Source organism: Stenotrophomonas sp. ZAC14D1_NAIMI4_1, assembly GCF_003086775.1.
GTDB lineage: Bacteria > Pseudomonadota > Gammaproteobacteria > Xanthomonadales > Xanthomonadaceae > Stenotrophomonas.
Genome location: NZ_CP026001.1, coordinates 27,603 through 39,964, shown reverse-complemented (window position 1 = coordinate 39,964; position 12,362 = coordinate 27,603). Strand labels below are relative to the sequence as shown.

The window sequence follows — 12,362 nt, the reverse complement described above, 5'->3', positions numbered from 1 at the left end:
TGCGGCATCTTGCACCGCAACAGACCTGTAATGTCTCCAAGACGCTTGCGGGACAATGCTTCCGACAGTTTGATAGGCTGTGTGCACGGCCGGTCGGTTTCGCGATGACACCGATGGTCAACCGCCACGCGGCTGCGTGGCGCGATTCCACGCCGCCCAGCAGTACCCGCTGGCGGCCAGCGTAAGGGAGCGGAAATGGGTCGTGTCGTATGTTTCGGGGAATTGCTGCTGCGCCTGGGGGCGCCCGGTCACGAACTGCTGATGCAGTCGCCGCAGCTGCAGGTGCACGTGGGCGGCGCCGAAGCGAACGTGGGTGTCTCGCTGTCCCGCTTTGGACATGAGGTGGCCATGGTCAGCACCGTGGCCGGCAACGCGCTGGGCGCCCACGTGCTGGGTGAACTGCGCCGGCACGGGGTCGACACGCGCAGCGTGCGGCAGGACCCGGACGGGCGCATGGGCCTGTACTTCCTCACCACCGGCGCGGTGCAGCGTGCCAGCGAAGTGGTCTATGACCGCGCCGACTCGGCCTTCGCGCGCAGCACCGCCGCCGACTACGACTGGCCGGTGCTGCTGCAGGGCGCGCAGTGGCTGCACCTGTCCGGGGTCAGCCCGGCGCTCGGCCCGGACGTGGCCCAGGCCACCCTGGCGGCGGCGCGTGCGGCGCGCGAGCTGGGCGTGCGCGTGTCCTTCGATGGCAACTTCCGGCCCAAGCTGTGGCAGCGCTGGGGCGGCGATGCGCAGGCGATCCTGCACGCGCTGTTCGCCCAGGCCGACATCGTCTTCGCTGATTACCGCGATATCGAAGTGATCCTCGGCCAGCGCTTCGAGCAGGCCGATGTGGTGGCCAAGGTCGAAGCCGCCGCCGCCGCCGCGTTCGCGGCATTCCCGCAGCTGCAGTGGATGGCCTGCACCCAGCGCCAGGCCCTCAGCGTGGACCACCACGCCCTGGGCGCGCTGCTGCTGGGCCGCGACGGTACCCGCGCGCAGGCACCGGTGCGCCAGCTGCAGGGCATCGTCGACCGCATCGGCGGTGGTGATGCATTCGCCGCAGGCATCCTGCATGGCATCCTGTCCGGCTTCGATGCCGACGCCACCGTGCGTTTCGGCCTGGCCGCCGGTGGTCTGAAGCACTCCATCCCCGGCGATTTCAACCCCGTCAGCGAAGCTGACGTACTGGCCCTGGTGGGCGAGGAGCGATTCGATGTCCGGCGCTGATCCGCGCGTACGTGCGGTACTGAAACTTGCACCGGTGATCCCGGTGTTCACCCCTGATGACATCGACGATGCGGTGCAGGTGGCCCAGGCGCTGTTCCGTGGCGGCCTGCCGGTGATCGAGGTGACGCTGCGCACGCCGCGTGCGCTGGACGCGATCAAGGCAATGGTCGAGGCCGTGCCCGACGCCGTGGTGGGCGCAGGCACGGTGCTGACGCCGGCGCAGATGGAGGCCGCCAAGGCAGCCGGTGCGCGCTTCGCGGTGTCGCCCGGTGCGACGCCGACGCTGTACGCCGCCGCGCGCGACGCCGATCTGCCGTACCTGCCCGGCGTGGCTACCGGTTCGGAACTGATCCTCGGCCTGGAACACGGCCTGGACACGTTCAAGTTCTTCCCGGCGGTGCAGTCCGGCGGTGCGCCGCTGCTGTCGGCGTGGCACGGCCCGTTCGCCGATGTGCGCTTCTGCCCGACCGGTGGCATCAGCGCGCAGACCGCGCCGCAGTTCCTGCACCTGCCCAACGTGCTGTGCGTGGGCGGTTCGTGGCTGACCACCGCGGCCCTGATGCAGTCGCGCGATTGGGACAGCATCGAGCGCCTGGCGCGCGAAGCAGCGGTGCTGGCCGGCTGACCGGCCCTTCCCGTTGCCCCTGCTCTGGTAGATGTCGAGCTTGCTCGACAGCTGTTCGCGAAGATCAAGAACGGTCGAGCAAGCTCGACCACTACCAGAGGCGAGCAGCGAAGCGCCCGGCACGCACCACACGATCCATTGATCAGGATCAAGGCAGCGCCAACGCCGCCCCTGCATGCTCTCCCTCAAGCGGAGGGCATCGCCTTCCGCGAGTTCGGCACGCCGCGGGCATCGACGCCCGGTGCCATGTCCGGGGGCGGGCATGGCGCTGGAATCTTCGATACCCGAGGCCTCTGCCACACAGCCATTGCCATGCGGCATGGCTGGCGGACCGGACCCGCCGCAGTTCCCCGGCCATGACGGGCGTGGGGCACTTCGTGGCCGTGGGAGGCGGGTCGGGCACGCCAACATTGCGAATCCGCCTGCGCGTGGCCGCCGCTCCGTTTCCCTCTCCCACGGATGCGGCGGCCATGCCGCTCCTGTGCACGCTGCGCCGTACAATGCGCACATGCCCGAGATGCTCAAGACCGTTTTCCTGTCCGTCGTCGCCCTGATCGGCGCGCTGCTCGCGCTGGCCCTGGTCAGCAGTGCCGGCGGCTGGCTGCCGTCATTGTTCGGCCTGCACCCCGGCAGCGAAGCGCAGCTGGGCTGGGACCTGGCCTTCACCGTGCTCGGCGGCATCGCCGGCATCGCCTTCGCCACCTACTACGCGCCGTGCTGGCCGCGTGCGCATGGCACGTCCATCTGGACGCTGCTGGTGGTCGGCAGCGGCTACGGGTTGTGGGTGATGGGCGGTGACTTTCCGCGCTGGTTCGCCATCTCCCTGCTGGTGTCGCTGCCGGTGCAGCTGCTCGGTGGCTGGTGGTTCGGTCGTCGTCCGTCCCGCAGCGCAACACAGGCTTAACAATTCCCCCCTAGGCTCGGTGCCCGCCGAAGGTCGGCAACGCGGCGCAGGGGCCTGCACCCACGGATAAAGGGGCAGGCGCGGCGTAAGACACCACAGGGAACCGGGAAATCATCCGATGCGTTACCAGAACCGGGAGGCCGCCGCTGCGGCCCCCCATGCGAAGCTTTTGTCCCGCGCCGTGCATGCGGTGCTGATCGGCGGCCTCGCCGTGCTGCCCATCGATGCAATGGCTGAAGAAGCCGCCGATGGCGATACCCGCGAACAGCTGCAGCAGCTGGACACCGTCACGGTCTCTGGCAGCTATGCCAAAAGCCTGGAACGCGCCGTCGACCTCAAGCGCGCCAACATCGGCTTCTCCGATTCGATCGTCGCCACCGACGTGGCCGACTTCCCCGAGCAGAACCTGGCCGAAGCGCTGCAGCGCATGCCGGGCGTGACCATCGAGCGCAACAAGGGCCTGGGCAGCAAGGTCAGCGTGCGCGGCCTGCCCAGCGAGTTCACCCTGGTGTCCATCAACAACCTCGCCACCGCCTCGGGCAGTGGTGGGCGCGACGTGCAGTTCGACATCTTCGCCGCCGACGTCGTGCAGACCGTGACCGTGCAGAAGTCGCCGACCGCAGCCGACGAGGAAGGTGGCATCGCCGGTTCGGTCTACATCGAGACGGCCAAGCCGTTCGACTTCCCCGAGCCCAAGTTCAGTGCCTCGGCCGAAGCCTCGCACAACTCGATCAACGGCAAGATCGATCCGAAGATCTCCTTCCTCGCCAGCGACACCTGGGGCGACTGGGGCGGCCTGGTGTCGTTCTCCAAGGCCAAGCGCACCAACCGCACCGATTCCAATTCGGGCATCAACTTCCGCCCGATGGGCCGCTTCCTGGAAGCGTCGGGCACGCGTGGTTCGCAGGCCGCCGCCGTGCTGGCACGTGATGCCGGCATCGTCGTACAGGACCGCATGGACAAGGACGAGACCAGCCGCATCATCTTCCAGGACAAGGTCGGCGACCGCGTCTATCTCAACGAGCAGGACCAGTGGGGCGCCACCGCTTCGCTGCAGTTCAAGCCCAGCGATACCTTCTCGCTCAGCTTCGATGCGATGTTCGGCGGTTATGACACGCACGAGGACGAGTACGATGCCGCGGCCTACTCGGCATCCAGCCGCAGCACCCTGGACCGCATCTACGACTACGACAACACCACGCTGGGCGACTACGGCATCACCGTGCTGAAGGACGTGGCCTACACCGCCACCCAGCACGAGATCCTCAGCAAGGAACGCAACGCCAACACCGACTACCGCCAGTTCAGCAGCAAGCTGGACTGGAAGGTCGGCGGCTGGGACATCGATGCGCTGGTCGGCTATTCCGGTGCGCGCAAGGATTCGGACTACGCCAACCTCAAGCACGTGGCCTACGCACCGTCGCGCACGCGATGGACCAGCAACGGCGGCGAGACCGTGTCCAGCACCACCGGTGGTTTCGACATGTACAACGCTGCGGACAAGTACCTGTTCGAAGCGTACGAAACCGAGCTGGAGAAGGTGAAGGATGACAAGTACGCCGCGCAGCTCGACCTGCGCCGGCAGATGAACCTGGCCTTCTTCCCGGCGTTGAGCGGCGTGCAGTTCGGTGCGCGCTACACCGACAAGACCAAGGAACGCGAGTTCGGCAGCGGCAAGATCCAGGGCCCGACCGCCGGCAGCGCCGCGTGGGTGAACACCCGCACGCTGGCCGACAGCAACCCGGTGTGGATCAGCCAGCTGGCCCCGGGTGGCGCCTATCGCCCGAGCGACCTGGACTGGCAGCAGATCTCCAATGCCTACGCGCGTGCCACGTTCCGCTACCCGGGCTATGAAACCCCGATCGATCCGGGCCAGTACTACGAAGTGAAGGAAAAGACCCTGGCGCTGTATGCCATGGCCGACTTCTACTTCGATATCGGCAGCGTGCCGGTGTACGCCAACCTGGGCGTGCGCTCGATCGACACCGACGTCGATTCGGCCGGCTTCCACCCGGTGCAGAACGCCGACGGCAGCAACGGCTACACGCCGTCGCCGATTTCCAGCAGCGGCGACTACAGCAAGATCCTGCCCAGCTTCAACATGACCGCCGAGATCGCCGACGGCCTGGTGCTGCGCGGTGCCGCCTCGGAAACGCTGATGCGTCCGTCGCTGACCGACATCGCCTACCGCCGCACCGTCAGCTGGAGCAGCTTCCGCTTCATGGACGGCAACCCGGCGCTGAAGCCGACCACCGCCAAGCAGTGGGAAGTGGGCCTGGAAAAGTACCTGCAGAACGGTGGCCTGCTGGCCGCGTCGTACTTCTCCAAGAAGATCGACGGCGTGGTGCGGCAGTCGCTGACCGGCATCGTGCCGAACGTCGAGAAGCTCAACGCCAACGGTTCGCTGGACGGCTACTACGACTTCGAGGTCTACCAGCCGGTCAACGCCGATGGTTCCTACAAGGTGACCGGCGTCGAGCTGGTCGCGCAGCTGCCGCTGTCGATGCTGCACCCGGTACTGGAAGGCTGGGGCATCAATGCCAACTACACCCAGCTGGACAACTCGCTGACCGGTGCCTCGGACCTCGATATTCCGACGCCGCCGGAAGGCCTGGCCGAGAAGGCGTACAACTTCACCCTTTACTACGAGAACGACCGCTTCAGCGCGCGCGCCTCGTACAACTACAAGGACAAGTACGTCGAGTACATCCACCTGAACATGTATCCGGTCTACCGCGATGCCTATGGCCAGCTGGATGCCTCGATCGGCTTCCGCCTCAATGACACCTGGAAGCTGAACCTGTAAGCGATCAACCTGCTGGACGAGAAGACCAGCGGTTACACGATCGACAAGGCGTTCCCGACCCAGTACGAGTTCTCCGGACGCCGCGTCACCTTCGGCATCCGCGCGGACTTCTGATCCACGCAGCATTGATCTGGTAGCGCCGGGCCGTGCCCGGCGACACGCAACGTATCCGCGCTGCGCGCTCGCCGGGCGTGGCCCGGCGCTACCGATTACCGGTCGGCAACACCTGCTTCACGCGTTCGATGCCCTGCCACGGATTCCCCTTCAGGCGCTTCGCGCGGGCCAGCGCCTTCTGCATCGGGAACGCATCGGCGGCGCTCACCTTTGCCAGTTCCTCCCAGCGCAACGGCACCGCCACGCCTGCCGCCTCACGCGCGCGCAGCGACCACGAACACACGCTGGTGGCACCGCGGGTGTTGCGCAGCCAGTCGATGAAGATCACGCCCTCGCGCTTGGCCTTGCTCATGGTTGCCACGTAGCGATCGGGCTGCTCCAGCGCCATCGCCTGCGCAAATGCTTCGCAGAAGGCCTTGGCCTGTTCCCAGCCGGCCTTCGGCTGCAGCGGCACCACCACGTGCACGCCCTTGCCGCCGGACAGCCGCACGAAGCTCTGCAGGCCGGCCTGCAGCAAGCGGTCGCGCACCTCGCGCGCTCCCGTTTTCACCTGCGCCCAGCTCACGCCGTCACCGGGATCGAGGTCGAACACCAGCCGGTCCGGATGCTCGGGATCCTCGACCGTCGCGCCCCACGGGTGCAGCTCCAGCGTGTTCATCTGTACCAGCTGCAGCAGCCCGCGCGCATCATCGATGTACACGTAATCCTCGCGACCGCTCTTCTGCTGCAACGGCACCGCATGCACGCCATCGCCCAGGCCGGGGCCATGGTGTTTCTGGAAGAAGCAGGCCTTGCCGACGCCGTCGGGACAGCGCAGCAGCGACAGCGGGCGGCCGGCGATCTCCGGCAGGATCCAGCGCGCCATCTGCTGGTAGTAGGCGGCCACATCGCCCTTGCTGAGCTTCTGCTTCGGGTACACCACCCGTTCGGGATGGCTGATGGCCACCGCCGCATCATCGCGCTCCACCGCGGGTGCCACGTCCAGGTCCTCCCTGCGTTTGTCGCTGCGCAGGCGCTTGAAGCTGGCCTGGCGCAGCAGTCCTTCCTTGCCCCAGCCACGGAACGCGATTTCGGCCACCACCACCGGCTTGACCCAGCGCACGCTGGCCGCGCGGAAGGGAACATGCGCGGGCAGCTCCAGTACCGGCGTCTTCACCGCCAAGGGGGCCAGCACGCTGCTCAGCGCTTTCAGCCCCGCATCGTCGAAGCCGGTGCCGACCCGGCCGACGTAGCGCAGGCCACCCGCATCGGGCGTGGCCAGCAGCAGCGAACCGAAGCCGACCCGGCTGCCCTTGGGCGCCGTGTGGCCGATGATGATGAACTCGTCGCTGTCCTCGTGCTTCACCTTCACCCAGCTGCGCGCACGGGTGTTCACGTAGGGCGCATCGACCTGCTTGCTGACGATGCCTTCGAAGCCGGCATCGCCACTGGCGGCAAACACCGCCGGGCCGTGGTCGACCACATGGTCGCTGAAGGCCAGCGTGCCCGGCGCCGGGCCGATCAGGGCCTTCAGCAGCGCCTTGCGTTCCCGCAGCGGTGCGCGGCTGATGTCCACGCCGGCCACACCGGGCAGGTCGAACACGATGTAGCGCAGCGGCTGTTTCGAGCTGCCATCGATGACACGCTGCAGGGCGGCGAAATCGCTGCGTCCCTGTGCGTCGAGGACCACCAGTTCGCCATCCAGCCGTGCATCGTGCACGGGCAGCGCGCGCACGGCCTGGGCGACTTCGGGAAAATCACCGGTCCAGTCCAGGCCATTGCGCGAGCGCAGCTTCACCTCGCCGTCGTGCAGGTCGGCCAGCAGGCGGTAGCCATCCCACTTGATCTCGTGCAGCCAGTGTTCGCCGTCCGGCGCGGTGTCGCGGTGATCGGTCAGCTGCGGCTTGAAGCCACGCGGGTAGGGATGGTCGCGTGCATCGGCCAGCTTCAGCGCGCGTGCATGCCAGCGCGCCTCTGCCTTGCGTGGAGTCGCGCGCGCGGCCTTCTTCGCCCGCTTTGCTGCAGCCCGGGGTGCAGCCATGGCGTTCTCCAGAAGATCATCGGCCTCGGCATCACGCGCGTCGGCATCGTCACGCTTGATCAGCAGCCACTGCACCTGGCGCCCTTTCATGGCCGTACGCACCAGCTTCCAACCGCCACCCAAGCGCTGCCCGTGCAGCACGAAGTCGATCTTGCCGGCGGCCAGCGCCTGCAGCGGGTCGCCTTCGCAGGCCCAGCTGCCGTGGTCGAATACCTGCACATGGCCGGCGCCATAGTGGCCTTCGGGAATATCCCCTTCGAAGCCGGCGTAGGACAGCGGGTGGTCCTCGACTTCCACCGCCAGGCGCTTCTCGCCCACCCGCAGCGATGGGCCCTTGGGCACCGCCCAGCTCTTCAGCACGCCGTCCATTTCCAGGCGGAAATCGTAGTGCCGCGCGCTGGCGTGGTGCAGCTGGATGACGAACTGCGGCCGCCGCTTTGGATTGCCCGCAGCCGGGCCATCATCCGGCTCCGGCGTCTGCCCGCTGCCACCGCCCAGGCGGCGCTTGCGGCGGTACTGGTGCAGCGACATGGCTCAGCCTGCCTTGCGGCGCGGTGCGGCCTTCTTCGTCGCCTTGGCTGTCTTGCTGGCGGTCTTCTTCGCGGCTTTCTTCGCAGCCTTTTTCGCCGGTGCCTTGCGCGTCGCGGTCTTCTTCGCCGGCGTGCGCGTGTTGGCATCCAGGCTCTTCTGCAGCAGCGCCATGAAGTCCACCACGTTGGTGCTGGCGTCCTCGTGCGGCGCCGGCTCCTCTTCCACCTGGGTGGTGCCGCCCTTGGTCTTGATGCGCTTGTTCAGCACCTGCTGCAGGCGTTCGCGGAATTCATCGTGGTACTGCGACGGGTCCCAGTCGGCGGCCATCGATTCGATCAGCTGCCCGGCCATCGCCGTTTCCTTGGCAGTGATGCGGTAGTCGGACAGGCTGCCGGTGGGCAGCTTGTAGTCTTCCGGATCAACCAGTTCCTGCGGGTAACGCAGGATCATCAGCACCAGCGCGTGGCCCTGCGGCATCACCGCGCACAGGTATTCGCGGGTACGCACCACCACCCGCGCGATGCCGGCCTTGCCGGTACCGCGCAGGGTTTCGCGCAGCAGCACGTAGCCCTTCTCGGCCTTCTTGCCGGGCAGCAGCAGGTAGGGCTTTTCGTAGTAGCGCGGATCGATCTGGGTGGCATCGACGAAGGTTTCCACCTCCACCGTTTCATGGCTTTCCGGCGCGGCCGAGCGGATATCGCCTTCTTCCAGCACGACGTAGCTGCCCTTGTCGTACTCGTAGGCTTTGACGATGTCCTTCCACGGCACTTCCTCGCCGGTATCGGCGTTGACCCGCTCGAAGCGGATCGGCTTGCGGTCGCGCGAATCGAGCATGCGGAACTGCAGGTCGACCTTGCGTTCGCCGGACATCAGCGACACCGGCACGTTCAGCAGGCCGAAGGAGAGGGTACCGGTCCAGATCGGGCGGGCCATGGCGCGCACCTGCATTGCGGCGGGGCGGCCAGCTTCGGACGCCCACCGTGAAACGGCTGTGTCGGCCCCGTGCAGGCCGGGTGGCGCGGGGCGGCCGGGTCACTGCAGCAGGGGCCGCACCGCCGCCGCCGGAATATGGTCCAGCGCGCGCCAGGCGTCCTCCACCACCGGGCGTGCCTGCGACCAGCCCAGACGCGACTGCCCGCGCATCTGCTCCCAGTGCGCGGCCAGTTCCTCGCCGGTATCGGCGTCGCCACCGCGCGGCCAGTCCGCGGCGTGGGTGGTGAGGGCGAAGGCATACACCGGGCACAGGTCGCGCCAGTTGCGGTGGCCGTTGGCGCGGCGCCGCTCATAGTCGTTGAGCATGTACTGCAGGTAATCCTGCGCCACCGCCTGCGGATCTTCATGGCGGCGCGCGCGGCGGAGGGGCGTGCGTGCGCCGAGCGGATCCAGCAGGGCGTTGAACACGGACGGGGCGGGGCGTTCAAGACGGGCCATGGCCGGCTCCTGCAGCAGGGCGGGTGGGCAGGAATACCGGCGGTGCCGTTATCCAGCCGTGACAGAGATGTTCATGACGCGGGGTTCGCGGCGGCTTTACCTCTGCCGCGCTGTAGTGGAGTCCCCCGCCCACCGCCAGGTAATCGCCATGTCCAACCGTGACCCGCTGCGCCAGACCCACGCCCCCGTGCCGGGCGAATCCCGTGCCAAGCACGATCTGGCCGATGCCGAGGACCGGGGCGCCGGCATGCAGGTGCCGCATGAAGACGCGCTGCCGGCCGTCCATCACCCTGAACAGGCCGCGCAGGACCGCAAGGACTGCGGCGACCGCCACCGCGGCGGCCAGGAAAGCCCGCTCAAGCGCCGCGAGCGCAAGCAGCACGCCAGCGACAACCAGGACCAGGCGCTGGAAGAAACCTTCCCGGCCAGCGATCCGACCTCGCCGTTCGTGCCGGCCAAGGCACCAGATTGAGCGACGGTAGTGCCGGCCGCTGGCCGGCATCACGCCCGGCCCGGCGCTACCCCTCGCGCGTGCCCGGGCACTGCGGCAGGGTGATCCGCACGCACAGCCCGCGTCCGCCCGGCCCGTCCTCCAGCGCAAGCTGGCCGCCATGCGCCTGCACCACCGCCACGGCGATGCTCAGGCCCAGCCCGGTGCCACCATGGCGCGCGCTGCGGGAAGCCTCCAGGCGCTGGAAGGGCTGCAGCATCCGCTCCCGTTGTGCGGCCGGTATGCCCGGGCCCTGGTCGGCGATGCTGATGTGGATGGCCTCGGCATCGCCCCAGGCCTCGACCTGCGCGCCGCCGCCATAGCGCCCGGCGTTGTCCAGCAGGTTGGCCAGCGCGCGCTTCAGGCTGCGCGGGAAGCCGGGGTAGGCCACGCCCACCCGGCCCTGCAGCTGCACGGCATGGCCGGCCTCGCGTGCATCCTCCACCACGGTGCGCAACAGGGCATCGATGTCGATCGGCTCGCGGTCGCCGCGCAGCTGGGTGGCACTGCTGTAATCAAGAATGGAATCCACCAGCTCCTGCATGTCGTCCAGGTCGGCACGCCAGCGGGTGCGTGCGGCCTCGTCGGCCAGCAGTTCGGTCCGCAGGCGCAGGCGGGTCAGTGGCGAGCGCAGGTCGTGCGAGACCGCTGCCAGCAGCTCCTCGCGGCCCTGCGCGGCCTGCTGCAGCTGCTGCTGCATCTGGTTGAAGGCGTGGGCGGCCTGACGCACCTCGCGCGGGCCCTCCAGCGGCAACGGCGGTGCATGCAGGTTGCGGCCCAGGGCCTGTGCGGCAGCGCCCAGCCGGGTCAGCGGCCGGGTCAGCCAGCGCACCACCAGCAGGGCCAGCAGCACGATCAGCAGGGTGCGCAGGCCGTAGATGCGCAGCAGGTAGTCGCCCAGCGCATGGGCCGGCTCCAGCTGCAGGCCGGCCTGGCCTTCGCGCACGTCGAACTGCAGCCAGTTGCCCTGGGCACTGCGCACGCGCAGCTGGAACTGGCCGGCGACGTGGCGCGCCGACAGCACCTTGTCATCCTCCCGGCCCTGCGCGTCGTACAGCCGCAGGCGCTGCAGGTGCAGCTCGCGCGGCATGCCCAGCTCGCCCTGCAGCGAAGCGCGCAGCAGCTGTTCCACCGCGCGGTCGCGCGGGCGCAGCGAAACATGGCCGCTGTCTTCCACCGCGCGCACCGTCAGGTCGGCCGTGGACAGCACGGCGGGGTCGGCGCCGGCCAGCGGCGAGGCCGGCGCCTCCAGCAGGCGCAGCGTCTGCGCGACATGCGCGGCAGCCAGCCGCGCGGGGATCTCGGCCACCCGCTCATAGCGGGCGTCGTGCCAGACGGTGCCGGTCAGCAGCTGCGCCAGCAGCATGCCGGCCACCAGCACCAGCACCAGCCGCCCGTACAGCGTGCGCGGCCAGCCCAGGCGTGCCTCAGCCATCGGCCTGCACCGGGCCGGCCAGGCAGTAGCCCCGGTTGCGCACGGTGCGGATCAGCAGCGGCGCGCGGCTGTCATGTTCCAGCATCTGCCGCAGCCGGCTGATGCACATGTCGATGCTGCGGTCGCTGGGCATGCGGTCGCGGCCGTACACCTGCTCCACCAGGAAATCGCGCTCGAGCACTTCGTCGGGATGCCGCAGGAACAGCTGCAGTGCGCTGAAGTCGGTCTCGCCCAGCAGGTGGCGGCGGCCATCGTCGGCCTGCAGCAGGTGGGTGCGCGGGTCCAGGGTCCAGCCGGAGAAGCGCAGGCGCGCCACGTCCGCCGTGGGGGCCGGGGCCGCCTGCACGGGCGCCTGCCGCCGCAGTACCGCGCGCAGCCGCAGCAGCAGCTCGCGCGGGTCGAACGGCTTGGCCATGTAGTCATCGGCGCCTTGTTCGAGGCCGAGGATACGGTCGGCCGGGCGGCCACGCGCGGTCAGCATGATCACCGGCAGCGCGGTCTGCTCGCGAAGTTGCTGGCACAGGGCCAGCCCATCCTCGCCGGGCAGCATCAGGTCCAGCACCACCGCGTCGAAGGCCCCGGCAGCCAACGCCGCGCGCATGCCGTCACCATCGCCGGCGACGACGGTCTGCAGTCCCTGCTGGCCGAGGTATTGGGCGAGCAGGGCGCCGATCTCCGGATCATCATCGACGACCAGGATGCGGGCGGACGGGGGTGGGGACTCGGGCATGGACGCATCTTCCCAGATGCAGCACCGGCCTGCAGGGCTGCAGGCAGGTGCCGCGGCGGCG

General features: G+C 68.6%; 10 protein-coding genes. 5 read left to right on the top strand and 5 right to left on the bottom strand.

What is annotated here, in order from left to right:
• Positions 1-195 precede the first annotated feature (195 nt).
• The 4 genes from C1927_RS00170 to C1927_RS00155 all read left to right on the top strand — a co-directional run bounded on the left by C1927_RS00170 (position 196) and on the right by C1927_RS00155 (position 5,550).
• Positions 196-1,215, top strand: coding sequence for a sugar kinase (locus C1927_RS00170; protein ID WP_079224509.1), 1,020 nt, complete (start codon positions 196-198; stop codon positions 1,213-1,215).
• A complete protein-coding gene (gene eda / locus C1927_RS00165; RefSeq protein WP_079224507.1) occupies positions 1,202-1,840 on the top strand; it encodes a bifunctional 4-hydroxy-2-oxoglutarate aldolase/2-dehydro-3-deoxy-phosphogluconate aldolase in 639 nt (212 codons plus the stop codon). Before C1927_RS00170 ends, eda begins: the two co-directional genes overlap by 14 nt.
• A 508-nt stretch (positions 1,841-2,348) precedes the next feature.
• Positions 2,349-2,744, top strand: a complete 396-nt coding sequence (locus tag C1927_RS00160; protein ID WP_108747734.1) for a hypothetical protein — start codon at positions 2,349-2,351, stop codon at positions 2,742-2,744.
• Positions 2,745-2,913: 169 nt separating this feature from the next.
• On the top strand, positions 2,914-5,550 hold the full coding sequence (locus C1927_RS00155; RefSeq protein WP_216821164.1) for a TonB-dependent receptor: 2,637 nt from the start codon (positions 2,914-2,916) through the stop codon (positions 5,548-5,550).
• A gap of 202 nt (positions 5,551-5,752) precedes the next feature.
• Here the strand turns inward: C1927_RS00155 and ligD are convergent, their stop codons facing one another.
• The 3 genes from ligD to C1927_RS00140 all read right to left on the bottom strand — a co-directional run bounded on the left by ligD (position 5,753) and on the right by C1927_RS00140 (position 9,646).
• Positions 5,753-8,215 carry a DNA ligase D gene (ligD, locus tag C1927_RS00150; RefSeq protein WP_108745598.1) on the bottom strand — a complete coding sequence of 821 codons (2,463 nt, stop codon included), beginning with the start codon at positions 8,213-8,215 and terminating at the stop codon, positions 5,753-5,755.
• A 3-nt stretch (positions 8,216-8,218) separates the two neighbouring features.
• A complete protein-coding gene (locus C1927_RS00145) occupies positions 8,219-9,148 on the bottom strand; it encodes a Ku protein (RefSeq protein ID WP_079225442.1) in 930 nt (309 codons plus the stop codon).
• A 99-nt stretch (positions 9,149-9,247) separates the two neighbouring features.
• Positions 9,248-9,646, bottom strand: a complete 399-nt coding sequence (locus C1927_RS00140) for a hypothetical protein (RefSeq protein ID WP_108745597.1) — start codon at positions 9,644-9,646, stop codon at positions 9,248-9,250.
• Between the two features lie 148 nt (positions 9,647-9,794).
• Here C1927_RS00140 and C1927_RS00135 point away from each other — a divergent pair, with 148 nt between their 5' ends.
• Positions 9,795-10,118, top strand: a complete 324-nt coding sequence (locus C1927_RS00135) for a hypothetical protein (protein WP_108745596.1) — start codon at positions 9,795-9,797, stop codon at positions 10,116-10,118.
• Between the two features lie 46 nt (positions 10,119-10,164).
• Here C1927_RS00135 and C1927_RS00130 read toward each other — a convergent pair whose 3' ends face one another.
• Together C1927_RS00130 and C1927_RS00125 are read right to left on the bottom strand one after the other, a co-directional pair.
• Entirely contained in the window at positions 10,165-11,571 is a 1,407-nt protein-coding gene (locus C1927_RS00130) for an ATP-binding protein (protein ID WP_108745595.1), read from the bottom strand.
• Entirely contained in the window at positions 11,564-12,301 is a 738-nt protein-coding gene (locus tag C1927_RS00125; RefSeq protein ID WP_108745594.1) for a response regulator, read from the bottom strand. The genes C1927_RS00130 and C1927_RS00125 overlap by 8 nt, the downstream gene beginning before the upstream one ends.
• Positions 12,302-12,362 lie beyond the last annotated feature (61 nt).